This window comes from Saccharospirillum alexandrii (assembly GCF_004000275.1).
Taxonomy (GTDB): Bacteria; Pseudomonadota; Gammaproteobacteria; order Pseudomonadales; family Natronospirillaceae; genus Saccharospirillum; species Saccharospirillum alexandrii.
Map to the genome: position 1 here is coordinate 280,798 of NZ_RCIP01000005.1, position 26,007 is coordinate 306,804.

General features: G+C 55.6%; 22 protein-coding genes and 1 pseudogene. 10 read left to right on the plus strand and 13 right to left on the minus strand.

From position 1 onward, the window contains the following. Nucleotides 1-293 precede the first annotated feature (293 nt). Nucleotides 294-620, minus strand: a complete 327-nt coding sequence (locus tag EP166_RS18925) for a hypothetical protein (protein ID WP_127559998.1) — start codon at nucleotides 618-620, stop codon at nucleotides 294-296. Here EP166_RS18925 and EP166_RS18930 point away from each other — a divergent pair. Then, on the plus strand, nucleotides 619-1,203 hold the full coding sequence (locus EP166_RS18930) for an alpha-ketoglutarate-dependent dioxygenase AlkB family protein (protein WP_164744015.1): 585 nt from the start codon (nucleotides 619-621) through the stop codon (nucleotides 1,201-1,203). The two genes, EP166_RS18925 and EP166_RS18930, sit on opposite strands and share 2 nt — an antisense overlap. On the opposite strand, the gene EP166_RS18935 is transcribed toward EP166_RS18930, so the two are convergent. Further along, entirely contained in the window at nucleotides 1,200-1,790 is a 591-nt protein-coding gene (locus EP166_RS18935) for a hypothetical protein (RefSeq protein WP_127560002.1), read from the minus strand. The genes EP166_RS18930 and EP166_RS18935 overlap by 4 nt on opposite strands. 408 nt (nucleotides 1,791-2,198) lie before the next feature. Here EP166_RS18935 and EP166_RS18940 point away from each other — a divergent pair, with 408 nt between their 5' ends. Genes EP166_RS18940 through EP166_RS18950 form a run of 3 tightly spaced genes read left to right on the plus strand, consistent with a single transcriptional unit; the run spans nucleotide 2,199 to nucleotide 4,838 of the window. After that, nucleotides 2,199-3,071: an acyl-CoA thioesterase gene (locus EP166_RS18940; RefSeq protein WP_127560004.1), complete on the plus strand. Its 873-nt coding sequence runs from the start codon at nucleotides 2,199-2,201 to the stop codon at nucleotides 3,069-3,071. Continuing rightward, nucleotides 3,064-3,717, plus strand: coding sequence for a flavin prenyltransferase UbiX (locus EP166_RS18945; RefSeq protein WP_127560006.1), 654 nt, complete (start codon nucleotides 3,064-3,066; stop codon nucleotides 3,715-3,717). Before EP166_RS18940 ends, EP166_RS18945 begins: the two co-directional genes overlap by 8 nt. Next, nucleotides 3,642-4,838 (plus strand): tRNA-queuosine alpha-mannosyltransferase domain-containing protein, encoded by a 1,197-nt coding sequence (locus tag EP166_RS18950; protein ID WP_127560008.1) that lies wholly within the window; start codon nucleotides 3,642-3,644, stop codon nucleotides 4,836-4,838. Before EP166_RS18945 ends, EP166_RS18950 begins: the two co-directional genes overlap by 76 nt. On the opposite strand, the gene EP166_RS18955 is transcribed toward EP166_RS18950, so the two are convergent. The 5 genes from EP166_RS18955 to traF (EP166_RS18975) form a co-directional block, all read right to left on the minus strand. Continuing rightward, nucleotides 4,789-5,553 (minus strand): pteridine reductase, encoded by a 765-nt coding sequence (locus EP166_RS18955; protein WP_246026347.1) that lies wholly within the window; start codon nucleotides 5,551-5,553, stop codon nucleotides 4,789-4,791. The genes EP166_RS18950 and EP166_RS18955 overlap by 50 nt on opposite strands. Beyond that, nucleotides 5,541-6,770: a multifunctional CCA addition/repair protein gene (locus EP166_RS18960; RefSeq protein ID WP_127560010.1), complete on the minus strand. Its 1,230-nt coding sequence runs from the start codon at nucleotides 6,768-6,770 to the stop codon at nucleotides 5,541-5,543. Before EP166_RS18960 ends, EP166_RS18955 begins: the two co-directional genes overlap by 13 nt. Nucleotides 6,771-7,000: 230 nt before the next feature. Beyond that, the gene (gene traF / locus EP166_RS18965; RefSeq protein WP_127560012.1) at nucleotides 7,001-8,770 is read right to left on the minus strand and encodes a conjugal transfer protein TraF; all 1,770 of its coding nucleotides are present in this window, start codon (nucleotides 8,768-8,770) and stop codon (nucleotides 7,001-7,003) included. 134 nt (nucleotides 8,771-8,904) lie between these two features. Then, a complete protein-coding gene (locus EP166_RS18970) occupies nucleotides 8,905-10,491 on the minus strand; it encodes a hypothetical protein (protein WP_127560014.1) in 1,587 nt (528 codons plus the stop codon). 20 nt (nucleotides 10,492-10,511) lie between these two features. Beyond that, nucleotides 10,512-11,966: a conjugal transfer protein TraF gene (gene traF / locus EP166_RS18975; protein ID WP_127560016.1), complete on the minus strand. Its 1,455-nt coding sequence runs from the start codon at nucleotides 11,964-11,966 to the stop codon at nucleotides 10,512-10,514. A gap of 306 nt (nucleotides 11,967-12,272) precedes the next feature. On the opposite strand from traF (EP166_RS18975), the gene EP166_RS18980 reads away from it, so the two are divergent. The 6 genes and pseudogenes from EP166_RS18980 (at nucleotide 12,273) to EP166_RS19005 (ending at nucleotide 16,803) form a co-directional block, all read left to right on the plus strand. Next, nucleotides 12,273-12,881, plus strand: a complete 609-nt coding sequence (locus EP166_RS18980) for an LPP20 family lipoprotein (protein WP_127560018.1) — start codon at nucleotides 12,273-12,275, stop codon at nucleotides 12,879-12,881. Nucleotides 12,882-12,970: 89 nt separating this feature from the next. Next, nucleotides 12,971-14,197, plus strand: coding sequence for a flagellar assembly protein T N-terminal domain-containing protein (locus EP166_RS18985; RefSeq protein ID WP_164744016.1), 1,227 nt, complete (start codon nucleotides 12,971-12,973; stop codon nucleotides 14,195-14,197). A gap of 294 nt (nucleotides 14,198-14,491) precedes the next feature. Further along, entirely contained in the window at nucleotides 14,492-14,971 is a 480-nt protein-coding gene (locus EP166_RS18990) for a GNAT family N-acetyltransferase (RefSeq protein WP_164744017.1), read from the plus strand. Between the two features lie 6 nt (nucleotides 14,972-14,977). Next, nucleotides 14,978-15,604, plus strand: a complete 627-nt coding sequence (locus EP166_RS18995; RefSeq protein ID WP_127560024.1) for an FMN-binding negative transcriptional regulator — start codon at nucleotides 14,978-14,980, stop codon at nucleotides 15,602-15,604. 284 nt (nucleotides 15,605-15,888) lie between these two features. After that, nucleotides 15,889-16,167 (plus strand): annotated as a pseudogene (locus tag EP166_RS21810) (GNAT family N-acetyltransferase); the annotation flags it as partial. 60 nt (nucleotides 16,168-16,227) lie between these two features. After that, a complete protein-coding gene (locus tag EP166_RS19005; protein WP_127560027.1) occupies nucleotides 16,228-16,803 on the plus strand; it encodes a hypothetical protein in 576 nt (191 codons plus the stop codon). A 79-nt stretch (nucleotides 16,804-16,882) separates the two neighbouring features. Here the strand turns inward: EP166_RS19005 and EP166_RS19010 are convergent, their stop codons facing one another. The 6 genes from EP166_RS19010 to EP166_RS19035 all read right to left on the minus strand — a co-directional run bounded on the left by EP166_RS19010 (nucleotide 16,883) and on the right by EP166_RS19035 (nucleotide 25,981). Continuing rightward, the gene (locus tag EP166_RS19010; RefSeq protein WP_127560029.1) at nucleotides 16,883-18,217 is read right to left on the minus strand and encodes an MATE family efflux transporter; all 1,335 of its coding nucleotides are present in this window, start codon (nucleotides 18,215-18,217) and stop codon (nucleotides 16,883-16,885) included. 303 nt (nucleotides 18,218-18,520) lie between these two features. Continuing rightward, a complete protein-coding gene (locus tag EP166_RS19015; RefSeq protein WP_127560031.1) occupies nucleotides 18,521-18,928 on the minus strand; it encodes a hypothetical protein in 408 nt (135 codons plus the stop codon). A gap of 227 nt (nucleotides 18,929-19,155) precedes the next feature. After that, nucleotides 19,156-19,551: an Imm50 family immunity protein gene (locus tag EP166_RS19020; protein WP_127560033.1), complete on the minus strand. Its 396-nt coding sequence runs from the start codon at nucleotides 19,549-19,551 to the stop codon at nucleotides 19,156-19,158. Between the two features lie 14 nt (nucleotides 19,552-19,565). Next, complete coding sequence (locus EP166_RS21680) at nucleotides 19,566-20,141, minus strand: RHS repeat-associated core domain-containing protein (RefSeq protein WP_281276818.1); 576 nt, start codon at nucleotides 20,139-20,141, stop codon at nucleotides 19,566-19,568. A gap of 165 nt (nucleotides 20,142-20,306) precedes the next feature. Then, the gene (locus EP166_RS19030) at nucleotides 20,307-20,711 is read right to left on the minus strand and encodes a hypothetical protein (protein WP_127560037.1); all 405 of its coding nucleotides are present in this window, start codon (nucleotides 20,709-20,711) and stop codon (nucleotides 20,307-20,309) included. 8 nt (nucleotides 20,712-20,719) lie between these two features. Then, nucleotides 20,720-25,981 carry a DUF6531 domain-containing protein gene (locus EP166_RS19035; protein WP_127560038.1) on the minus strand — a complete coding sequence of 1,754 codons (5,262 nt, stop codon included), beginning with the start codon at nucleotides 25,979-25,981 and terminating at the stop codon, nucleotides 20,720-20,722. Between the last annotated feature and the right edge of the window lie 26 nt (nucleotides 25,982-26,007).

Consider the following 26,007-nt stretch of genomic DNA (forward strand, 5'->3'; position numbering starts at 1 on the left):
GGCCCTCGCCCGGCTGATTGTCAGCCAAGGCAGTAATCACGGGTTACTTTGCTTGCTCAAAAAGACGGAGTTTGGGTCTGTTGATGTGGTTGGAACCCGTGCTGGCAGCCGGGTAAACCTATCCGGGGTCGGCGTATATCCGTCCATGGAGCCTAGACCGCAACATCCATGTTGCGGACTTCCCCGGATAGGTCTACCCGGCCGCCAGCACTCAGCAGTGTGCCTAAACCGCTAGTTGAGCCGAACGTACTTATCGTTAGCCTAGACGGTTTTCCGGCCAGTGTGAGATGAATTTATAAGTCTTTGAATTGGTCTTTCAGCGCGTCGAAGGCGCGGCGCTTGACGTCATCTTCGAGTTGCACCGGGTCGGCCTCGGGAATCAGCTGGCTGCTGTCGAGTTGGGCGTCGGTTGGGGAAGGGGTCTGGTCGGCGGGGGCCTTTTCCGATTCAATGTGGTCCTGTAGCAGAATCAGGGCATCGACCGAGCCTTGTATCGCGTCTTCATCGCCCTGATGCTGGCTGATGCGTTGTTCAAGGCGCGCAACAACCTGCTGTACTTCGTCCAGCGAGGGCTGTTTTTCGGAAAGCCACTGTTGGGCACTTTCTGCGGATGTAGACATGAGAACCTGCGAAACCTTACTGGATGATCAATCGGGATGCCTGCAAGTGTACCGGAACTGGTGGCCAAACGCCGAGGCCTGGATGCAGGATTGTGTCGAGAATTTGCCCTGGGAGCAGAGCCGGGTGCGGGTTTATGGCCAGGAACACCCCATTCCAAGGTTGGAAGCCTGGCTGGGCGACGTGGGTGTTCGCTACGGCTACAGCGGCCAAACCCGCATAATGAATGGCTGGCCCGCCCATTGGCAGCCGCTGCTTAACGCCGTTGGCCAGCAGGCAAACAGTGATTTCAATTTTGCACTGGCCAACTGGTATCGCAACGGCGCCGATCGGATGGGCTGGCACGCCGATAACGAAGCAGAGCTGGGCAGTAACCCAACGGTCGCTACGCTATCCTTCGGTGACGCCCGCGACTTCCGCCTGCGCCGCAACGATAACCACCGGGAGACGCTCACGGTAACGTTGAACCCGGGGGATCTGCTGGTAATGTCCGGAGCCATGCAGCACCATTGGCAGCACAGCTTGCCAGCTCGCGCAAAAGCGGAGGATCGGATCAGTCTGACGTTTAGGAGAGTAATGGCTTAAACCAGAGAATCTGCGTCCCGGTACAGCTCTGTCATCTTGTCGACAATGGCATTGCGGATGCTGGTTTTCTCAAACTCTGATCGACGCGTCAGGTTGGCGAGTTTGACCCTGTGCAGGTGCAGGCAGGGCATATTGGCATTGAACTCTCGAAGGTCACCTTTCACCAACATGGGCAGGAAAGGGTCTTCAGAGTGGCGGGTGCGAATCATCTTTTTCAGAGCTTGCTTGAAGGGTATGGGTACGGGTTTTACATCCCGGCTTTTGTACTTGACGATGACGTAAAAGCCGGTTTTTCCGATCAGCTCGCCCGGGACGATATGAAAGCCGGTATCGCGAACAGCCTCCGGCGCAACGCCATGGAAGGTGTCGTGAAAGGCATAAGGGTTGGGCAGCACGACCATCTTGCTGTTTTCGGTGCTGGGAAAATACAGGCTGTAGTTGGTATAGAATTGCTCGACCGAGGGCGAATAGACGCACAGGCGGCTTTCAAAGCAGCGCACAAAATCAACCGCCTGATTGCGGCTCTGGATGGAGTCCAGGCTCCATTCCAGGTCGCTGTTTTGGGGTTGCTGTGCCATGGTGGTCATTAGCCTGCTCCTTCGCCGGTAAGGCGGTATCACCCGAATGTCGGTGCGCTCAATGCGCAGTCGGTCTGCTACCAGCGCGCTGCCGGGCTAGTGCCAGCGCGGGCGTTTACATGAAATCCGGGGTTATACGGTTACTATAGGGTAAAAGACCCCTACTCGACGACTAACCCCTCGATTGAGTGTAAATTGTGACGCTGGTTCAAAATCGTACAGTGTTTTGCCAGTGTTGGCGTCAAAATAATCACACTCGACCAAGGTTGTTTTTTGAACAGTTTTATATTGACAGTCTTTTGGCGCGACTTAAAGCGCAATTTTTGGAACAATGCGCGGTTTTGTTGCCTGACACCCAACGCTAGCCTTGGGTGAGCAAACCGCGAACATGAGAATAAACTGGTGGGAGAATGCCAAATGGCAAACGCTGTTGTTGAGCGCCTGATCGAATTATTGCAGCTGGAACCAATAGGCCAGCTGCGCTACCGCGGCTTATCGCAGGATCTGGGGTACCCCAAGGTATTTGGCGGGCAGGTGATCGGCCAGGCCTTGTCGGCGGCGATTCAGACGCTCGACAGCCGCATGCCGCACTCATTGCACTCCTACTTTCTGCGCCCGGGTGATACCAACCACCCGATCGAGTATGAAGTCGAAATTATTCGCGACGGTCGCTCTTTCAGCGTGCGCCGGGTCATTGCCAGCCAGTTTGGCAAACCCATTCTGGCCATGACGGCCTCGTTTCAGACCCAGGAGACGGGTCTGGAGCATCAGGATTCGATGCCGAATGTACCGGGCCCCGAGGTGTTGGAATCGGAAGTGAAGCTCTACCGGGACCATGCCGATGAGATCCCCGGCCGGGTGCGGGATCTGTTCACCGCCGAACGACCGATTGAATACCGCATTGTGGAGGCGCAGAACCCATTCCGACCTCGCCATGGTATCGCCAAGCGCCATATGTGGATTCGCGCCAACGGCAGCCTGCCGGATGACCCGCTGGTGCATCAGTCCATGCTCGCCTACACCACCGATTACGGGTTTCTGGAAACAGCATTGATGCCGCACGGCATCTCGCTGATGAAGCCGGGTCTGACGATTGCCAGCCTCGACCACGCCATCTGGTTTCATCGCCCGTTCCGGCTCGACGACTGGTTGCTCTATGTAGCCGATAGCCCAAGCGCCAGTGGCGCGCGCGGCTATGTGCGCGGGCAGATATTCGATCGCGATGGCAATCTGGTTGCCAGCACCGCTCAGGAAGGGCTGATTCGTTATGCCGGTGATACCGATGAGTGAAACAACCAATAAGACACCGCGTCTGCGCATTACCCTGGGCATTACCGGTGCCTCGGGTACGCCCTACGCTGAGCGTCTGCTGCAGGTGTTGCTGGCGGCGGATTATGAGGTGCATCTGCTAGTCTCCAAGGCCGCTTTAATGGTTGCCGCCGTGGAAACCGGCACGCCCTGGCCAGCCCAGCACGAGAAGCTGGCGTCCTATTTGCGGGAGCGGCTGGGCACGGGTGGCGAGCTGATCATCGCCGGACGGGAAGACTGGATGAGCCCGGTTGCCAGCGGCTCCGGCGCGCCGGAGACGATGATTGTCTGCCCCTGTTCCACCGGCACGCTGGCGTCCATTGCCACCGGTCAGTGCGATAACCTGATCGAACGTGGCGCCGATGTGGTGTTGAAAGAAGGCGGCAAGCTGATTCTGGTACCGCGCGAAACGCCCTACAGCGAAATTCACCTGGCCAACATGCTGACGCTGAAGCGCGCCGGTGCCCACATTGTTCCGGCCAGTCCGGGCTTTTACCACAAACCCGACACCGTGGCGGACATGGTCGATTTCATCGTCGCCCGGGTGCTCAAATGCGCCGGTATTCCGCAGACGCTGCTGCCGCCCTGGGGTTACAGCGGGGCTGGCCCGGAGCCCGATACCGATTGATGCGGGTTCTGTTGCTCAGTGCCTATCACAGCGCCAGTCATCAGTACTGGTGCGAGGGCCTTATGGCGGCCTTTCCGGACATCGACTGGACGCTCAAGACCCAGCCGGCGCGTCATTTCAGCTGGCGTGTAGAAGCTTCTGGCCTGCTCTGGGCGCTGGCTGACGACGCCGATTTCGAATGCGACTACGACCTGATCATTGCCACCAGCCTGAGCGACCTGACCCGGTTGCGGGCCTTTCGACCGCACCTGGCGGCCATTCCAACCTGGCTGTATTTCCACGAAAACCAGTTCGCGCACCCACGCTCGGCTTCGCAAGCGACCGATCACCAGATCGGCTGGCAGTTCCTCAGCATTCAGAATGCACTCTGTGCCGACTGGCTCAGCTTCAATACCGAGTTTAACCGGCGCACCTTTTTAAGCGGGGCTCGAAAGCTGTTGCGCCGGTTTCCGGAAAAGCTGCCGGGCAACCCGATTGAACGCATCGAACAGCGCTCGGATGTCTTGCCTGTGCCGTTGACCGAGGCGTTTTCGGCGCTGCGCGACCGGCCCAAAGAAGCCGATCTGATCGTATGGAATCACCGTTGGGAGTGGGACAAGCAGCCTGAGCGGTTTTTGGCGGCGTTGCTGCAGCTGCGTGACGCCGGCATTGGTTTCAGGCTGGCGATGCTGGGCTCGGGCGGTGGCCGGAATGCTGAGTTTGAACGCCAGCGGCAAGCGCTGAGCGACTCGATTGTGCACTGGGGTGAAGCCGCTCAAAGTGACTATCAGCAGTGGATTGGTCGGGCGGGTGTGGGCGTTTCAACGTCGCTGCACGATTTTCAGGGGCTGTCCATGCTGGAGCTGGCGCAGGCCGGTGCTCAGGTCGTGGTGCCACATCGCCTGGCCTACCCTGAGGTGTTGCCTGATGCGCGTTTCTATACCGGTTCTGAAAGCGACGCCCAGCGTGATGTGGCCGACCTGACAGCAGTACTGAAATCCGTGCTGGCGGGCATTGGCGATGCGCCGGCTGCCAAGCCGGCTGTGCCGCTCTGGTCTGAACTGGCCGGGTGCTATGCCGACCGGATGAACACTATTGCTTCAGAGTACGACCGCCGTCGACCGCCAATATCTGGCCGGTAACATAGGGCGCGGTCGCCAGAAACAGCGCCGCTTCGGCAATGTCGGTCGGGTTGCCCATGCGCGCCAGCGGAACGTTGCCGGTCAGCGCTGCTTCATACTCATCGCCTTCCTGCTCGGGCAGCAAAATGGCCCCGGGCGCGATGGCATTGGCGCGAACCCGGGGTGCCAGATCCAGTGCAGCGCTTTTGGTCAGGCTGATCAGGCCGGCCTTGGCCGCGCCGTAGGCCGGGTGATCGGCCAGCGGGCGCAGGGCATGAATGTCGACCAAATTGATGATGGTGCCCTCACAGCGTTTCAGTTCCGGTGCCAGCGCCTGAATCATCGCCATCGGCAGCAGCAGGTTGCTGTGCATCAGGGCATGAATGGCGTCGTCGGTAATCTCGCCCCAGGGGGTGGGGAAGAAGCTGGAGGCGTTGTTGATCAGCACATCGACCTGGCCAAACACGGCAATGGCGTCATGTGCCGCGGCCTGAATGGTGGTTTGGGTGTCGAGCGCTGATTGAATGCAGGCGGCGGTCTCTGGCCGTGCCTGATTGAGCTCATCGACCAGGGCGATGGCATCCTGTTCGCTGCTGCGGTAGTGGATAACGACCCGAAAACCGGCGGCGTGAAATACCCGGGCGGTTTCGGCGCCCACCCGACGCGCGGCGCCGGTGAGAAAAACGACCGGCGCCGCGGCCGATTCCTGTGTGATGGTGCTGCTTAGTCGGACCACGTTGCCTTCTCCTGCGCCACGGCGCGTACCCGTTCCCGGTTCAGCGCCTCGCCCAGCTCAGCGCCCTGATACCCCTGTGCGGCCAGATCGGCCGGTAATACCGACCCACAAGCCGCCAGACAGCGTTCAAATAATGCTGCCTGAGGGTACGGTTGCTGTTCCAGACCGGATCGTCCGCGGGCATCACATTCGCAGGCTTGCAGGAATTGCCGGAAATGGTCGCTCTGGCGAAAGGCCCCGAGCTTGTTCAGGGTTTTGACGATGGTCGCCGGGCGCAGTTCCCGAATGCGATGGCAATGGGTGTGATAGCGCGCGGTATGCTCGGCCAGCGCGGCGGCTTTTTTCGGCCAGCGCCAGTCGCTGGCGTGCTGGCGAATCAGGTCGGCCCCCAGGTCTTCGTGGCCCCGGTGCGAGGGCCAGTTGGTGGGTTCGGTGAGGGCTTTGCCCAGGTCGTGACTGAGCGTTGCGACCCGAACGTCAAGCGGGGCGTCCATCTGTACGGCGATCTGCAGGGCTTTGAGGGTATGAATGCCGGTATCGACTTCGGGGTGCCAGCGCATTGGCTGGGGTATGCCGAACAGGGCGTCGAGCGCCGGGAAGACGACCTTGAGTGCCCCACAGGCGCGCAATACCTGGAAGAAGACTTCGGGGTTGGGCTCCATCAGGGCCCGGCTCATTTCCTGCCAGATGCGTTCCGGTACCAGGTAGCCCAGTTCGCCTTCCTGAACCATGTCGCACATCAGGGCCTGGGTGTCGCCGGCGACGCTGAAGCCGAGGTGGTCGAACCGGGCAGCAAAGCGCGCGACGCGCAATACGCGCAGAGGGTCTTCGCGAAAGGCGGGCGAGACGTGGCGCAGCAGGCGGGCGTCGAGGTCGGCCTTGCCGTGGTAGGGGTCGATTAGGGTGCCGTCGTTTGCCTGCGCCATGGCGTTGATGGTGAGGTCGCGGCGCAGCAGGTCGTCTTCAAGCGTGACATCGGGTGAAAACTGAACTTCAAAGCCGGTGTAACCATGGCCCGATTTACGCTCGGTGCGTGCCAGGGCATATTCCTCTTTGCTGCTGGGGTGCAGGTACACGGGAAAGTCGGCCCCAACGCGCTGGTAGCCTTCCTGTTCCAGTTGCCCGGGCGTGGCGCCAACAACCACCCAGTCGTGATCTTTTACAGCAAGGCCGAGCAAGGTGTCGCGAACGGCACCACCAACGAGGTAGATGTCCATGAAGGGTAGTCAGGCAAGCGTTGAGAATGTGATGCTAGTGTAGTGGAAAGTGGGCTGTGGTTGCAGGGGGTTCGGTGGCTGTAGTTCGTGTCAGCCACCGGGCATATCTGTCCGGGGTCGGCGTGGACCCGTCCATGGGGCCTAGACCGCAACATCCATGTTGCGGACTTCCCCGCACAGATATACCCGTTGGCTGTCACTTGGTTGGCAGCCAATCCTCAGTTTAGGGATTAAAACTCCATCGAGAACTGAGCAACCATGCCTGCGTCCTGAATCACCTCATCCCAGTCATCAAATGACTTGGGTTTGAACCAGCCCGTCAGATCCAGGCCAACACCCCAGGGGGTGAAACCAAAGCCAGCGGAAATGACATGGCTGTCTTCCACGCTCAGGTTATTGCGGTAGCCGCCGCGTAGCTTGAACCAGTTGTACGCGTTGAATTCAGCGCCCAGGCCCAGGTAGCGGGTCGGCACGCCGTATTTCAGGGGCTGGTTTTCGGTGATGTCCAGGTCAGCCGCCAGGGTGGTCCAGCGGGTCATGTGGGCACCGCCGATGCGCATTTTGGGGCCAATGCTGACATCGGCGCCTGAGGTGGTTTCAAAGGTTTGCGGAATCAGGTCTTTGATCACCAGACCACCGCGTACCTGGCCGTTTAATACATCGGGCCAGTTCTTGGCGACACCGACGTCTACGTTGGCGGTAATGACGTTGGTTGAGTTTTCTTCAATCAGCGTGGCTGTGTCACCAAACTCGTCTTCAGCTTCTTCAATGGTGAAGCGCTTTTCGAAGATGTTCAGGCTGACCAGCTTGGGTGTAACACCGGCCGAGAACGACTCGCCCATGTATTCGAAATCCCGTGCGATGGTGACGCCGAATTCTGTGACCGATGCGCCGATGATTTCCATTTCGGAGTCAAAATTATCCAATGTGGGTGCATCGATTTCACCGTTGGCGTAGTAGTTACCATCATAATCAATAAGGGCAGTTTGTTCTGCGTCAACCGCATTTTGAGCAGTAGTAAGATTACCCGATAGTACAGTAAGTTCATCACCCCAGTCAGAAAGGTCACTTATATACGCTGGATCCGCGTTTCCACCTGGATAAGTATCAGTGTCATTAGGATCAGGTAATGTCGCGACATGATTTGTTACTGCCTGGTTGGCATTGGATAGTTCTACTAGTGACCCGCTAAGCTCGGTCGATTGACTTGAAAGTCCAGTCAAGTCTTCAAGCAATAAATCAATTTCATTAAAGTCGTTGTTGTTCAGAAATACCTTGGCACCAATAGTTGTGTTGTTGGAAATATTAAAACCAAAACTGTAACCACTACGAGGAAGACTCAAACTAATGAAGTCAGCACCCAGCCCCAAACTGAATGATTTCTCGTCGAATGATTGAAAGTCAGTTTTAGTGTTTTGAACAACACGATCAAGATTATTAGCCTCGGTGTCGGCTGTATTTGCTTTGTTATCCAAGGTAGTCGTATTAGTTACCAGAGCTTCTGATTCTGTAGTGAGATCATTTATGTCATATCCAGATCCGTCACTGCCATTCAGCTGACCATCGTCGTCAATATCTGCTTCTACATTGGCCGAAACGGTACTTAAGGTAGAGACATTGGCGGTAATGTTAACTAATACATCTTCCATTGATTCAATGCCAGCATCCGTATCCCCAAAAACCGCAACGCTGAATGCATCAGCATCAATGGTTTCAAACTGATCAATGGTACCGCCGTCATCGGTGAAGGCTTTGCCGGAGGTGATGACGCCGTCGGAGTCGTCGATGGAAAAGCGGAATGAAGGCAGTGTCATCGCGAAGGATGATTCCCGGCCCAGTGCCGACAGCAAGGCGGGGTTGAACGAATGCACGCTCGACAACGATGCCGACGCTACCCCGGTATTACCCATGGCGTTCGATTTCGCATCATTCCCTGTGAAGGGAGTTGCCTGGGCGGCACTGGCAGCAATAACGGAGAGAGCAATCAGCGTTTTTTTCATCGGATGACCTTTCGCTTGAACATCAGTGGAACACAAGGTTGGCAAGTCTACTTACAGCTTAGCCGAATTTATCGTTGGTGCAAAAAAGCCGGTCAAACAGTTGACCGGCTTTTAATGAGGGCTTCCTGTTTGCGTTACAGTACGCTATCTACCTGGCTAGCACAGTCTTCGGCCGACTGCGGGCGAGCGACCGAGCTCAAAGCCGCCTGACCGTTGACATTCAGTCTCAGGTCGCCAGATTCACTGGTGCCATCAACGTCCGACGTGAAACGGAATTTCTGGGCTTCACCATCGATTTTGGCTTTGGCTTTCATCTGGCCTTCAAACTCCTGACCTTCATAGTCGAACGATAACTGGATGACACCATCAGACAGCTTGCTCCAGCGACCACCGACGTACTCGTTTTCGAACACCTCATCGTCATCTTCAGGGTTTGCTGCACTGACGTTGACGCAGGTGCCGATACGGCCGCTTGTGGAGTCGGCATTGCCATCCAGTCGCAGGGCGATGTAGCTACCGGCAGCCAGGTCATCGGAATCCTCTGCCGTTGCCTCCAGCACAAACCAGCTTCCGCCCCACTGGGTGCCTGTGGCCAGAGTCGCTTCTGATGCCGCGTCCTCAGCGGCTTCGTTCATTTCCGATGGCGTCAGGGTGGTGACAGCATTCTTGCCGGCATCGACCAGTGAGTTGGTGATGGAGGCAATGTCGAATTCCACAGTGGTATTGCTCAGGTTGCTCACCAGCGATGTCGACAGATTGGCGATGCCGCTGTCCAGCACGCGACTTACGGCATCCCTATCGGTATTTCTGACTTCTTTCTTGATCAGCTGCGATACGACTTCTGAAGCCTTTAGTTGTGCGTTTATAGCGCTCGTGTTTACGGCTGTTTCTATACGCTGGATTTCGGCGTTCAGTTGAGACAGTCGGCTGGCAATGCTGTTTTGGGTGGCCGTGTTGGCACTGACTGTTCTAGCAATTTGAGCAATGTTGGTAGAGGGCAATGAAGTCGGTCTAACGTTGTTTTGAGCGACTTGCGTTGAGATTTGGTTGATGATGCTAACTTGTGTGGCCGACGTATCGGTCACCTCAGTTGAGCTCGTTAGCACGTCCATCATCGTTTGTACGGCAATGGAATTGGCGAGGAATCTTCTGGATTTTTCATCTGAGGCGGTCGAGAAATCGAGTCGCAAATCCAGATCTGACGTAACACCTAATGCGCTGCGGATGCTGGTCCGATCAGAGTTCGAGTTGGCGCCCTGCAATAAAGTCGTGATCGGCGATAGAACAAGCGGGGTTGACGACCGCTGAGATGATGAGGAGATGGTGGATGACATAGCCATCACCCCTTTCAGGCGCTCTCCGGTTGACAGATCGGTCCCGCCCTTAATACGGATGACCATGCTATCGACGCTGCTGCCATAGATCAGGCAGAAACGTTGGTATTCATCAGAGATAACCGGCAGCGCGCAATAGTTGGTGATGGTCAACGGGTTGTAGGAATAGTAGCCGTCGCTATCAGTAAAGGCATAGGGCTCAAAATCATCGATGGCATTGTTGTTGTTCGCGTCGACCCAGACTTTGCCGCCTGCAATGCGACCGTCGACTGCAAGACCGTTCATTCCTTCACGGTTATCGGCACTGTTGCCATCCTGAGGGTCAACATCACACGCCGCCAGCGTTACGGTGGCAGCCAGGGTGAAAAGTAGAAAAGTTGGTTTCATATTCGTTCTCCAGTGCCAGATTAAAAGGCGACGTTTAGGGACAAAGCGGCTGAAGCACTGCGAAGAGCATTGCCCTGCTCGGTCGCGTTGCTGCTGAACAGGTCGCCAAGCACGCTGTTTATGTGAGTGTCGAATTGAACAACATCGAAAAAGCTTAAACCGAGACCCAGTTGTGTGGCCTCAAAATCCAGCAGGTCTTTACCAACGCCCAGGCGCAGGCGCGGCCAATACCAAGAACTGGGCTGGGCTAGAAAAGCCAGGTTGACGTTTTGGCTTTCTTCACCAAATAGATCGGATTTTTGCCACAGGTCGACCGCCCCTGCGACGGCAAGCCGGTTGTTCAGAAAGCTCTGGCTGGCATCAACCGTCAGGTGCGGAAACATGCGGTGTTCTTCGTTGAGATCGATGTCGCCGATTGAGGCAAAATATTCGGCGTGATAGCACTCGGTTTGTGCCGTCTCGTTACTGATGCTGGCGCAATCGCCACCCAGTCGGTTGTATTCCAAGAGTGGCGCATTGAGGTTATAGGCGGTGACGCCAACCAGGGTGTTGTTCCATTCAAAGGTAACACCGGCATCGAGGGCAACATCGAAGTTAAAGTCTTTAAAACCCTCGGATACGTCGTTGGCTATGTCGTCGCTTAGAGTGCTGTCGTCGTCACTCGCCTGGCGCGCCAGATCTTTTAACGGATACAGGTGTTTCTGCAGGTTGTGTGCTATGAGCGTTACTCGCACACCGGCCGTTGCATCAATACCGAACTGATCCAGAAACTGGATGCTGGGTAACGCCTGGGCATAGCCGATGTCCAGGTTGAACACCTGGCCTTGCTTCAAATATACCGAGGAGGTGGTGCGCAAGTAGTCGATGGGATCCAGATCCTCACCGTCATCGCTGGTGTCACTGATGGTTTGCGGGTCGATGTCAAACTCGATGGGACCATGAAGCAGCGAGCCACGAGCTTGTGTTAACGAAGAGGCGCCGAAGCTAAAGGTGCCTGCGGTACCTAGATTGAGGTTAAGCGGCGTCATCGGCAAATTTACCAGAGCACCTGGCTTGATATAGAAGTTGTCGGCAAGCAATTCCACATTTCGGTCGAGCGAGGCTTCCAGTGCATCCACTTCGCCCAGTACATCACCGACTGAGGCATTACCTGCATCGTACGCATCAAAGGTGTCGGAGATCTGGTTGATCTGATCATCCATGTCTTCGAACACCGTATTGAATTCCCCCAGGCCGCGTTGCTGAAGGTTTATGGTGAAATCCAGGACTGGAAAACGTGCCCGCTCGGTGCTGACCATGCTAGCCGATGGGTTGAAGCGCCCTGAGGAGGCAAGTTGGGAGTTGCTAATAGGGCCGACAGATACGGCGGTACTGCTGGCCAGGTAATTGGTGTTACCCGCCAGTGCGGTGCCCGTTAGGGGGCCACCGAACCCACCGATTAGGGTGGCGCAAGTCAGTGTCAGGGTTCGCTTCACAGTATTGCCTCGGGTTTGGTGGTCGGTTGGGCACGACGCTGTCTGTATAAGGTCGGCGCTGAATACATACTGGATTAAATGCCACTTGGTGTGAACTGATCCACACTTAATTAGGTTTTTTGGTTGATTTTTGCACAATATTTTGACGCTTTGAGCGCTCTTTAGATCAGTGCTTCGAATTGAATGGCGAAAATTTGGCGTTCTAAGGGCTTGCGATGAGCTGTGAATACTTAGCGCTAATGTCCTGCCGCTTCATGCCGATAAAACGGGAAATCCCATGTGTTGTATCGGTAGGCGGAGACCTTTATGAAAACCCTGTTCAAGTGGCGTTCCAGTGTGGTGGTGTTGGGCGCAGCGCTGGTAATGAGTGGCTGCTCGATGTGGCCCTTCGGTAACGATGAAGACGAAGTTGAAGCCATTGTGGCCGAGGTTCGGGCCATTAATGAGAAATTGCCGCCTATGGAGCCCATGGTGCTGCGCTCGACCGGTTATGGCGCCATCAACCCCAATTCACAGGGGCTCTCGGAAGTTCAGAAACGACTTATCGCTATGCGCGCCTCAAAGCTCGATGCCTACCGCACGCTCGCCGAGCGGGTCTACGGCACGCAGATTGTCGGTAGTTCTACTGTTGAGAACCTGGTGGTCGAGAATGACCGCTTCAAAGCCTTTGTCGATACCCACATTTTGGGCGCCAAGGTGGTGTATCAGGACATGATGGCCGACGGCAGCTACGAGACCATGGTGGAAATGGTCATCGATGAAGGCTTCCGCAACTGTCTGGCCAACCAGCCTGCCGGCCGGCAAAACAGCCGCTGCGCGTCCGATGTGGTGTACGACGTCGATTCGATGACGCGTTCCCAGCTGCGTCAGCAAGGCATCGACACCACCGGGTCCGGCTTGTACTTCATTGAATAGAGTCAACGGTTAAGTCATACATCGAATAACACGTCGCGATGAACCGTGCCCTTCGGGAAGCGGATGAACCGTCGCGAAGGAGCATAGAGATGCAAGGTTTCATCGGGTTTTTTCTGGTGTTCGCCCTGGTGTTCGGGGCCGCATCGGCAGAGCAAATGCCTGCCGGCAATGTGGTGCTGGTCGATGCCGAAGGCCAGGCTGAAATCGAATACGACGACATCAACAGCGCCCGTATTCGCGCCCTGCGCAAAGCCATTGAAAGCGCCTCCATGCAGGTCAGTGCCCAGGTGCACAGCACCCAGGTTATGGAAGACGGGAATCTGACCGTCGATTACCTACGCGTTAACAGCGCCGCCCAGGTACGTGACATTCAGATCATGAGTGAAGGCCGCGACGGCAACCTCTATACCGTGGCCATTACCGCCCGGGTCTCGCCCGACCAGGTGTGCGCCAATGTCATGGCCAACCATTACCGCAAGTCGGTCGCCGTTACCGGCTTCGCCATGGAGCACCCACAGCAGGCCTCCATGGGCCACCTGGGTTCAGTAGACCGGGGTTTGCCAGCCTACCTGGTCAACGGCCTGAACGGCGTAGCCGGCATGCGAGCCCTGAACGCCAATACCATGACTCTTTACCCCAACACTCGTACCGCACCCACTCAGCTTTCCCCACGCATGACGCTGACCAGCGCCGTCGATGCGGCCCAGAGCCTGGGTGTGCAATTTGTCATCTCCGGCGTGATTCGTGACCTGGCCATGGAAAACCCCGATGCCCCGCGCGAGCGCAGCTGGGATGGCCTGCTGGCCAGAGTGGGCATCGAAAAAGCACCGCGCACCCGCCACTTCGTGTTTGATCTGTTCGTACACGATGGCCACTCCGGCGCCCTGGTGTTCCAGAGCCGCTACAGCACCCACGGCGACTGGAATGAAGCGCGTAATGCCCGCGTCGGCTTCGCCACCGGTAAATTCTTCACCACTGACTATGGCCAACACGTAAGAACCTTGCTCGACCAGGCCATGAGCGACATTCAACAAACCATTCAATGCCAGCCCTTCATGGCCACCATTACTCAGGTAAACGGCACCCGCATCTTTGTAGACACCGGTGCTTCAAGTGGCCTGCGCCCGGGTGATTTCCTGAGCGTGTACCGCACCAGCCAGAACTTCGACCGCCAGGGAGACAGCTTCTGGCAACTGAGCGACACCCGCCTGGTGGCCGAAGTGAAGCAAGTACAGCCGCATTTTGCGATTGCTGAGCTTTCAATTGGTACTGAACGGTTGAATTTGCAAATGGATGATTTGGTAATGGCGTGGTGAGCGTTTAATAAAACCTCTGGTGAGCCCCACTCACCAGAGCACCCCGCAAACCACCACGCATCAGCTCACCACCGCATTTCACGGCACCACCAAGCCCAGTAGGAGGCCAGCCCCCTGGGCGACACGAAGCACCCAAGCCAGTGAGCTGCCCACAGCCACAAAGCCCTCCAAACCAATCCCCCTTCTGCACAAACCAAACACAATTGCGCCACCTCTCTTGCTAATTCCTGATCAACGTTCAAACTAAACATCAAAGGATTATTCAGCAAGAGCGAAGGCCAATGGGAGTCTGGTTTGAAACCGCATAACGAGATACACCTGGAGTCCCTTGCCGCAGGTGAACTTGATGAGGCTTATCAGCTTTACCGGGATTGCTTGTCCGAGTTTATTGACCAGGCATTTGGGTGGCATGAAGCGTTTCAGCAGCAGCGTTTCCGATCGTCATACCCTATAGATAGCCTGCGATGGCTAACGGATATTAACTCGCGGCGCTTCGGCTTGGTGAGTTTCCTTGAAAAGGATCAATCGCTGCATTTATCGTTGTTGTTGCTGTATCAGGCTCACCGGGGTTCGGGGCTAGGTAGTCTGGTAATGAGAGAACTGGAGGGCCTGGCCGAGGCAAGTGGACATAAGATAACCTTGTCGACGTTCAGAGAAAACAAAGGCGCCGTTTCTTTTTACCAGAAGCTTGGGTACCAGATCGATAAACAGGACGAGCACTTTTACGAAATGTCCAGGGGCTTGATGTTCCTGCAGCCAGATGCCAGGGAGTGATATTGAATGTATGTCCCGCAACACTTCAAAGAAGACGATCAAGAGACGCTTCAGCAAATTATTCGTAGCTACGCGTTCGGATTAATGATCGTTGCCGACGGCGAAGGAATAGAGGCAAACCACCTACCTTTTCATCTGAATGACGGGGGCAGTGGAAATCTGGGTCACCTGCATTGCCATGTGGCCAGAAATAACCCCGTATGGCAGCGCTTGCAGCATGGAGCTCGAGTTCTCGTCGTGTTTCAAGGACCAGATGCCTACGTTTCACCATCGTGGTACCCAACCAAAGCAGAGACCGGGCGAGTTGTGCCAACCTGGAACTATTTGGCCGTCCACGCAGAAGGTAAAGCTCGTGTTATTGAAGACCCTGCCTGGTTGATTCAACACCTCAACCAGTTAACCGATCAGCACGAAGCAGGAAGAAGTGAACCCTGGTCAGTAGATGATGCCCCTTCGGATTTCACCGGACGTTTGGTAGAGGCTATCGTGGGTATAGAGGTCAAGATTGAATCCCTGACTGGTAAGCTGAAAGCGAGTCAGAACCTGCCAGAGCGAAACAGAGCAGGAGTAAAGGCTGGGCTTGAGGCGGAAGACAAGGTGCAAAGCCGTGCTATGTCCGAGTTCATCAGTTAACTACATCAATACAGTCAGCCATTATGAATATTTCTCTGAATACAAACCTAACCACAGAAAGGCTAAAACTCCGGCCCGTTGATCTATTTGATGTGGATCTGGTGTGGGAGGTATCGCGGTTCGAGGGTTTTACCGACGGAATGACATGGGAGCCTCCGGCGAGTCGACAAGAAATTGTTGAGATAACTCACCGGAACCTGGCTCACTGGGAGCAAGGCAAGGATTATGTGTTCACTATCAGTCTTCTTAAGCCGGCTTGCCCGATTGGCTGAGTAGGGTTACAAAAGGAAGATCCTCCCGACACGTGGAACCTGGGCTTTTGGGTACACCCAGACCATTGGGGTAAAGGTTATGCATCGGAAGCCGCTCGAGCCATGCTGGAGTTTGGCTTCAATTCGCTTCAAGCTGACCGCATAGTCACCGCGCACGCCACCTGGAACAAACGCAGTCGAAGCGTGATTCAGAGGCCCGGCTTCAAATCTGTTGGGGTGAACCCTGCTGGTTTCTATAAGGATGGTAACCCTGTGGAGGAGGTTGAGTATGTACTCAGGCGTCCCATTTAACTGTTTTATAAGCTGCACTGGCATAGCCAGCGCCAGAAACCTTTAGAGGCGTGGCCTGATATGATTGTACTGGGTGGTGCTTCCAGAACAGGGAAAGGGCTTATATCCCAAGAATTAATGGTTCTGCTGGGCATTCCTTATATGTCTATCGACCCCATTAAAATGGCTATTTCAAAGTCGATTCCCAGTTACAAGCTGAACACCAATGGTACTTCTGTTGCGGTATCAGATGAGATGTGGCCGTTTATCTCTGCTTTGATTCTTAATTTGGTTGAGACAAATGTAAGCTATATCATTGAAGGTGAAATACTGCCCAGGCATGTATTTGAGCTTGCTAATGTCCATGATGTTAGAGTGAGTTCCTGCTTTGTTGGCTATAAAGACATCTCGGTTGAAGAGAAAATTAGTCAAGTTCGTGCCAACTCTGGTTACCCAAACGACTGGACTTCAAATTTAGCTGATAGTGAATTGAGGGGGTTGATAAAAGAAGGTGTTCAATACAGTGAGTACTTGTACGATGAGTGCCAGACGTATGGTGTTCGTTACATCGATTTTTCAGAAAGCTTTGAAATTGGAAGAAAAGCCACGCTGAAATGCCTTTTTGATGATTTTCAGCGGTGGGGTCGGAGTCGGTGATACCCCGGTCTTTGCTGCTTCCTGATGCTCAGATGAATGGCCTCCTCCGAAAGATCGGGTGCTTACCGTTAAGAGCAAGTCATTCCTGACCTAACCGATCCACCCAGCGCCGACACCAATACAAACCTGCCAGCCCTATCATCGCACTGCCCACACCCTGGCCAATCAGCACGCCTGGTGCACCGAACCAGTGAGCGCCCAGCCACACGAAGGGAATAGTAAACACTGTGGCCTTGAGTACATTAAACAGGGTTGAGGTTTTGGGGGCGCCCAGGTTGTTGAACAGGGCGTTGGTTACAAAGGTGATGCCGTTGAAGACGAACACCGCACTCAACCCCAGCGTGAACCAGCGAATCAGTTCAGCGGCCTGGCTCGAGGCCTGGAACAACCAGATAATCGGCTGTGTCAGCGCCGCCAGGGCAAGGCACACCACCAGGCAGTAGCGCAACACAAAACGGACGGATTCAGTGAGCACATCGGTAACCCGGTCGTAAGCGCCAGCACCCCAGTTCTGCCCTGCAATAGGCCCAACCACGCCAGATAACGCAAACAATGCAACGAAAGCTACTTGCTGCAAGCGGGTGATGATGGCGAAGCCTGCCACAGCGGCATCGCCGAACTGGGCCATGGCGGCTGTTACAAAGGCCAGGCCGATGGGTGTCGCCAGGTTGGTGAGTACGGAAGGCACGGCAATGCTGCTGATGGTGGGGAAGTCTCGCGGTACTGCTTTTGCGCCGGGCCAGGATAGCATTCGGTACTGATGCAATTTGAACAGGCCGTAACCGAAGATGGTTAGCCGGGCGGCTGCGCTCGCAATGGCCGCCCCGGTTAGATCGAGGTTCATGCCGAAAATCAGAATCGGGTCGAGTATGGCATTCACGATGGCGCCGCTCAGCGTGACCCAGAGCGCGCCCCTGGCATCCCCTTTGGCCCGCATCACGCCACCAGCTGCCATGCCAATGGAGACCGGAACAAAGGTGGGCAGAATGATGGCAAGGTAGTTGGAGGCCTGGTCCAGCGTATAGCCCTGGGCACCCAGTAACGCCAGTATCGACTCTCGCCACAGCCAGACAGAGCCGGCGACCAGGGTGGTAATGATGAGGATCAAAACGAAGCTGCTGGCGATCAATTCGCGCGCGCGGTCGACTTGGTTGGCTCCCAAAGCCCGTGAGACGGTAGCGCCCACGGCGATGGTCAGGCCAATGCTCAGCGATTGGCAAAAGAACAGGATAGACGCCGCAAACCCCACGGCGGCGGCCAGCTCGCGCTCGCCGAGCAGGGAAATGAAGAACAGGTCGACAAAATCGACAGCGAACAACGCCAGCAAGCCGAGCCCGCCAGAGATCGTCATGCGATGAATGTGGGTCGAGACTGGCCCGGAGAGGTAGCCGGCTGGGGCGTTGGAGGTGGTCATAAACTATTCCGGAAAGGTGATGGCTCAGGCACGATCATTGGTCTACGCGCCAGTTCTAGGCATGGTTCATCGGTCTATTGGGCTCAAGGCTATTGCTGGCATGCGGCAAGATGCCACATTTGGAGTGGCTGGTCACTTACCAGTTTGGTGAGGGGTATGCGTTCTGGTGAGTGACCATTGAGATTTGACGGCGATATCGTTGCGATACCGATCCAGTTTAAAACCCTTTTCTGGTTAGCCGGGCTCGGCTGAGTCAATGAAAACGGGAGCCCAAGATTTCGGGCTCCGTCGCATAAAGACCAGCTATCTAGCCACTTTGAATGCCTTAAGCATCCGGCCATTGAACCAGGCTGTTGCCGAGAGCAACGCTGCTACTACCAAAGTTAATATGGGAGCAAGGCCACTTTCCTGGCCCTGGATGAATGAGATAACACCAACTGCAAGCAGTAACGCAGACAAAACCAGCAAAGCATAACTGCCAACATATAACACTACGGACCAGCGGCGATGCAGCATGTTGATAAGCAACCACCCGAACAGGCAGGGAGCGATAAAGAATATGGCGGATCTTGCACCAAGCAGGCTGAGGGCGTCTGAGAAGCCAATAGCCTGAGCGGCGTTGATGAAGGGCAGAGTTACTCTAACCGTCAGTAGCCATAGCGATAGTGCACAAAATAAAGCGTTGAAAGTGATGAGGATGTTTCTGTTCATTTGGGTTCCCTTTGGTTTTTTCAGTTAAATTATCAATTCGAGACGCATTTTCCTTGCATCCAGAAGTTTAGTTGAAATGGTTGGCCAGTCACCGCTTGGGTGCGTATTGTCTCTACGTTTCTAAGTTAGAAGTAGGGTCTTATAATCGCTACTTTAGGCATCTTTTGACAGTCTCCCGGTTATGCCGCGTTTAGAGGATCCTGCATGATTGCAGTCAATTATCGAACTCATTGTATTCGCTCATCGGTATACCCTTCGATACGTTCAAGTGTAAGTAACCGAGATATGCAGGACATTACTTGGTCATCTTTCTCGTAAACGCTCAGCAATATACCTTCATCTGAGTTCTCCAGTCTCAAGCTGCAGATCATCCTTGGTTTCCATTTTAGAATTTTTAAATCCAATTCGACCGATTGGCTAATGGTAAAGGTGGTGGCGTTACAGCCTTTTTTCTTCCATTTCTCAGGGTAATGTTTGGGTAGGGAAAGGTGGTTGAATTTTAAACTAACTGTTGGTCCATCAGAAAGAAGTATCGACGAAAGCTCTATATTCTCAGTCGAAAGCTCACCGCCAGTTGTCATTTCCAACATCTTAGGATTACTCAATAGCTTCAGTATACTCATGTTGTGGCCTTATATCATATTGGAAAAGTGTAATGACCAGAAGTTCCAGGCACTTTCCCTGTTCTTTCCGCATTTCCGGTATGAGGATCATATGGCCGGACGTTGAAATGAGGTTGGGTTGCAGAACCAGTAAATTGGGAGTGGCCTGCAGAATGTTCTTGTATCACAACCCTTGATCCATCACTAAGTTGGTAATGATATTCCCGTGTTTTTAACGGAAGGAAGTCATTATCAAATATTTTATTGCCGTTCATATCCGTCATATCGACATGAACAACGTCTATTGGATCTTGTACCATTGGTATACCCAGGTCTCGTTTTGCCTCTCTAAATGCATCATGACGGCTATCTAAATGCTTGTCAGGAAGGATGCATTCTTTGCTGCTTAGCCCTAATGGATCTACATAACCCACCGGATTTGGGCAATAACGGTAAGCATTAAGCCCACCCATCAACCCTATCGGGTCCTGGCTGATGTATCGCCCCACATTGGGATCATAGAACCGGTAGCAGTTTTGATAAAGCCCCGACTCTACATCTTCATACTGCCCCTGCTGCCGCAACCCAGGATCGAACGGCAAACCAGTCACCGGGTGGGTGAGTGCGATATTGGTGTCTCTGGTCTTCCCATAAATCTCGTGATCGTTACTCCACGCTTCTTCACCTGTCTCGCGGCAGTACAGAGCCTTTGGAGTGCCAGCATGATCGCAGTCGATAGGGAGTGGACTGATCTGAAGGCTCAGTAGTTATTCGTGTTATAAAGGTGGGTCGTCTTCTCCATCCAGGTGTACATCGCAACTTTGAAAAACCAATCCCGACACAGCTAAGTTCAATCGCCAATCACTTCCATTTTGAGATAAAGTTATCATTTGGCTTTCATTGCTAACAATCAGCTCACTATAAGATATTTTTGACCAGTCTGATGCGAACAAATCTTTAGTTTGCGATCCTAGAAGTTTAATCACGACTGTATTGTAGTCCTTACCCCATGTACCCCATTTTTTTACTGCTATTGTCGGCCTTTTTTTGGTATGAATGTTAATGGAGCATCTACCGCCAACATCTAAACAAAGCTGGCCAAGTTTGACCTCGGATAATATTCCATCAGGATAAAGCTGCTTTAGGAATTTGTTTCTGGAAATCATGTTAATTAGATTCATCTGAGTGCTCAAAAGTTGTAGTGACCATGTGTGCCCGGAAAGCTGCCCGTATTTAAGTTGTCAATAGGCCGAACATTGAAATGGGGCTCTACACCACGATTTGGGGTTGCCTTTTGGTGACCTAAGCTGTGTTCTTGTATAGCGACATGCGTACCATCTGAATTGACATAATAGTATTCCCTGAAAGTAACAGGGATACCATTTTTATCAATGATCCTATTGTCATAACCGTCTTCTAGGTTTGGTCTTAGAACTCGATATGGCTCTTGTGACATTGGAATACCAGCATCTCTCTTGGCTTGTCTAAACGCATCTTGTCTGGATTCTCCCTGGTAGAAAGTCTTTTTGTTCTTTTCACATTCTTTGTTGGCCAGTCCAAGCGGGTCAACCCACTCCACCGGGTTTGGGGTGTACTGATAGGCATTAAGCCCACCAAGCAACCCTATCGGGTCCTGATTAATATAGCGGCCTACATCTGGATCGTAGAATCGATAGCAGTTCTGGTAAAGCCCTGTCTCTACATCCTCATACTGCCCCTGCTGCCGCAAACCCGGATCGAACGGTAAACCAGTCACCGGGTGGGTGAGTGCTATCTTGGTGTCTATGGTCTTCCCATAAATCTCGTGATCACTACTCCACACCTCTTCCCCGGTCTCGCGGGAATACAGCGCCTTTGGGGTGCCTGCATGATCGCAGTCTACATCATGAAGCCCCAGGTTCTCGTCCCACAGTGCCACCGGCACATGGGTGCCCGGTTCGTAAAAATACACCCGGTTGTTTTTCGGTTTGAAGTCGGTGCCGATGTGGCGTACCTGGATGAGGGTTTGAGCCTGCCAGACGTAGGCTTCGCGGTAGCGTAGCTTGAATTCGGCCGGCTCCGGTTTTTTCTCCGGTTGGTGGCGGCTGTAGGGGTTTATAGGTTGTTCCGGCTCGGGGGTTACCCAGCCCTGGACGGCTTTGTCGATTCTGCGACCCAGGGCATCGTAGCGGAAGCTGAGGCGTTGTTGCAGGTCGCCGTTTTTGTAGTCTTCTATGCAAATCAGTTGGTGTTTGGCGTTGTAGCTGAGCCGTTGTTCGAGCTTTTTATTGGTGCCGCGTTGAATGCGGACCAGGTTGCCGTGTTCGTCGTAGTCAAAATGCCGGTCGCCGTGGAACGGGAGGCGGTTGTCGGGCAGGGTGTCCAGGCCTTCCGGAAGGCGGTTGCCGGCCGGGTCTGTCTGTTCTTTGTGAACGGTTCGGGTGCTGTTGCCCAACAGCTGTTCTTCAACTTGGGTGAGTTGATCGATGGGGTCGTAGGCGAAGCGGCGTTGGCCCCGGTGTTGGTCGTCGATCCGGTTGATGCGGCCGTGTTCGTCGAAGCCGTAGCGGCGGTCTTGCAGCGCGGTCGGCGTTGGGTTGTGCAGTGCCTCGGTTGGGTCTTGCGTGGGCCGGTCTGCGTCGGTCGCTTTTATACGGCGGTAACGGCTGAGGCGTTGTTCGGGGTCGTAGTCCCACAGCAGTTGGTGCGCGCCCTGGTGGCGTTCGGTGACCTGGCCCAGTTTGTTGAGCCGTTGCTCCAGCAAGGGGGTGTCGGGTTCGCCCCAGCGTTGCGGTTGGTCGGGCAGGCTGACGCCGATGCGTTTTAGAGTGCCATCGAGGTGCCAGTTGTAACTTTGCTGCCAGCCGGGTTGGGTGAAGTCGTCGTGCAGGGTGGGCCATTTCTGACCACTGAGCTTGGCGACGGTGGCGCTGTGATGCACGTTGCTCAACTGCCCTTGAGCGTTGTAATAAAGTTGCTGACGGTGACTGTAGGTGCGTACCTGGTTCGTCCAGGCGGGGAAGTCCTGGCCGATGTGGTCGAGTGTTAGGCGGCCGGCCGCGTCATATTCAAACTGGTGGTCTGCGTGTTCGTTGCGGGCCTTTATCAACTGCCCTGTGGCGCTGTAGTGGTATTCGGTCCATGTAGTGGCGTCTTGCCGGTCGGCGTGTTGGTAGTGCTCGCGAATGAGTTGGCCGAGGGCATTGCGTTCGAAGGTGGCCGTTATTGGGCCTTCGCTGAGGCCGATGAGGTGGCCGGCGTCATTGTAGTGGTAGTCGGTGGTGCGACCGTCGACGCCGATCTCCCGGGTCAGTCGTTCGCAGCCGTCGTATTCGAAACGGTGCGCCTGGCCGTTGCCGTTGATGACAGCGGTGAGGTTGCGTTCGGTGTCGTACTGGTAGCGAATTTCCTGGCCGTTGGGCAAGATTTTGGCTTCGGGCTGGGCGAAGGGGCCGTAGCGCAGTTGGGTGGTGCGGCCGCCGGGGTCGGTTTGGCCGATTAGGCGCCCGGCGGTGTCGTAGTCGTAACGCCAGGCCTGGTTGTGTTCGTTTAGTTGGGTGATCAGTCGGCCGTTGTCGTCGTACTGGAAGTGTTGTTGCTGGCCGTTTTGGTCGATGCGGGTGTGCAACCGGCCCTGGTCGTCGTAGTCGAACCGGGTGTCGGCAATTGTGGTGATGCGTGGGTCGGCCAGTAGATAGGCGGCGCGCTCCTCGGGTAGGCGGTTCCAATCGTCGGGGAGCAAGGGAGCTGTTTCGCCTTCACGAGCGTCGGTCACCAGGCACAGGTGGCGGGCGAGTTGGCCGCTGCGTTCGTCCCAGAGGTAGCGGTTTTCTCGGCCTTGTGGGTCGCGGTGGGCGATTAGGTGGTCGCCCGCGTAGGCCCAGCGTTCCTCTGTGCCGTCCGGGTGACGCAGGGCGGTTAGATGTCCTTCGCTGTTGTAGTCGTATTGGGTGCGTCGGCCGAGCGGGTCGATGATCTGGCTCGGCTGCTGGCTGTCGCTCCAGTAGTGCAGGCGCACGTCGTGGCCGAGGGCATCGGTGCGTTTTACCAGGCGGTCGCGGGCGTCGTACTCGAAGCGGGTGGCGTTGCCGAGTGGGTCGGTGTGGGCTTGCAGTTGGCTCCGGCTGTTGTATTCCCAGCACTCAACGCTGCCATCGGGCCGGGTGCGTTGCGTCAGGTGGCCTTCGGTATCGAACACGAAGGTCTCGGTATAGCCCCGGCCGTCGGTTGAGGTGCTGGTGCGCTGCTCGGGGTGCCATTCGAAGCGGTAGTCGTAGTCACCGCTGTCGGCGTATTGCCGGGTGCAGCGAGCCGTGGGGCCGGTGCCATCCCATTCGAAACGAAAGGTCAGGCCGGTGGCGGTGCATCTTAGCTGAAACAGATGGTGGTGGTAGCGGTAGTGTTCCACCTGGCCACTGTGGTTCCGGGCGGCAATAAGGTCGCCGGTCTGGTCCAGTCGGTAGTGTGCCAGGGTGCGCTCAGGGGCATGTTCGTGTGCTCGACCGCTAATGCGGTGCCAGCCGTGTCGACCGGTGTGGAAGTGTAGCCGGGCACCCCAGCTGGCGGTGGCGCGAATCAGGCGGCCCAGGCCGCTGTCGGTATCGTCGTGGTGCAGTGCCCAGCGGTGGGTGCGGTCTGGCGTGCTCAGTTGGCTTAGCCGCCACCGGTCCGGTTGCTGAGGGTCGGGCTCGAAGTGGTGAACCACGCCTGCCTGACGCAGGCTGAGGGCGTCGCCAAAGCGACTGATGACTGTACCGTTCTGGTTGCGCCAGCGTTGGCGGTCTGCAGGCAGTGGAAAGCGGATGGACGCGCCTTCGGCATCCCGATGTACCAGTTCGCCATCTTTTAACGTCAGGCTCTGGTCGAATGGGTGGCTCCAGCCGAAACCGAGGTCTCCCTTGCGAGCGCTGGCGGTGCTGCGGTAGAGGCGTTTCCACACCAGGGGCAGCGGGCCGCCGAGTTCAAAATCAACCTGGGAAAACAGTTCTTCCCCGGTGAGCATGTTGATCGGGTCGCCGCAGGTGGTGCTGTTGGCTTCGCACAGGGTGGATTCGTCGGTTTCGGTGGTGCTTTGTGAGTGAGTGTCTGTTTCGTTGGGGCGGGCCAGTGTTGCGGTCGGAATGCTGGACTGGCCGGTGTGGTTCTGTTCCGGGCTTTGCAGGCGAACCTGGTCGTAGCGTCGTTCAATAATACCTGTTGGCAGAAGGTGATAGATGCGGCGCAGTGTGCCAATGCAGTCGGTGAAGTACCGTGAGTATTTGATTGCGGCAGCAGAACCGGCCACGGCTGCTGCCGCGCCAGCCGTGAGTGCGGTAGCAACGGCGAGCGCAATGGCGAAGAGGATGTCGAAGGCGAGGGCGCCCAGGGCTTCGACTTTCTCGACTGTGCTCATCGATTCGAAAAAGCGTTTTGGGAAGCTGACCAGCAGGTCCCAGGTCTCTTCGTCGGTAGCCAGCCACTTGAGCACGGTATAGGCCTTTTGGGCCTGATCCATGGCGTGGCCTGCTTCGGTGACTACATAGGCGAAGTCGTCTTCGAGTTCTTCCAGTGAATAGCCATCGGCCAGTTTTGAATACAGTGCGCTGCTGGCGCTGGCCAGGGTGTCAGCGGTGCCGGTGACGATATCGACGGTGGTGCTGGCCAGGTCTTTGGTGCTGTCCCAGAGGGAAACCATGAACGCGCCGGTGAGGATCAGCCCCTGTTCGAGGTAATTACTCTCGGCCAGCAGGTCATCCATGATCTGTTTGCGGTCGGAGCGTTCATTGATGATGTTGTCGAGCAGGGTGGCCAGTTCTCGGCGCAGTTGGGGCAGCCGGGAATGATCGGCCTGATACAGAATGGTGGCTTCGCCTGCGGGCAGGTTGTACAGCGTAGCTTCACCCTGTTCATTCAAGCGGCCACGGTATTCCTGGTTCTGCAGGGTGACGGTGTATTGGATGTCAGCCACCGGTTCGCCCTGGTCGTCGAGGTAGCTCAGGTGCAGGTCGTGATCGGTGCGGGTGCCTTCTGGCTGGTAGGTTTGAATCGCCTCGGCTTCTTGCTGGTTTGCGGAAGGTCGGTCGCCTGCGGGTGCAGCGGTTGAGCCGCTGCCGGAGCGAGCGGTTCGGTTTGGGTTGGACGGTACTTTTTCCAGGCAAACCCAGCGCTCGGTTGTGCCGGCAACACGGCCCCGGGTTGCTTCCCAGCGGCCGCGCCGGTTAAGGGTAAAGAAACGGGTGCGCTCATTGGCCGTCAGATAACGGGCTTCTTCGGGGCTGAGCAAAGTCCAGGCGGACCAGTGCGGGTTCAACTGATTACGAATGGCCGGGGGAAGGTCGGCGACAGCCTGGCGGTTGCCTCGTGGGCGGACCGGTTCGGAAGATGTACCGGATGCAGAGGCTTCATTCAGCGGATCGTTTGACTGTTGCCAGGCGTTGTTGGATGCCCCGGGGGTGTTGTCACCCCAGGGGTCGTAGCTGAATTCGTCGCTCATGCGTCCTTGTGTCCTTTTAGGCTTCC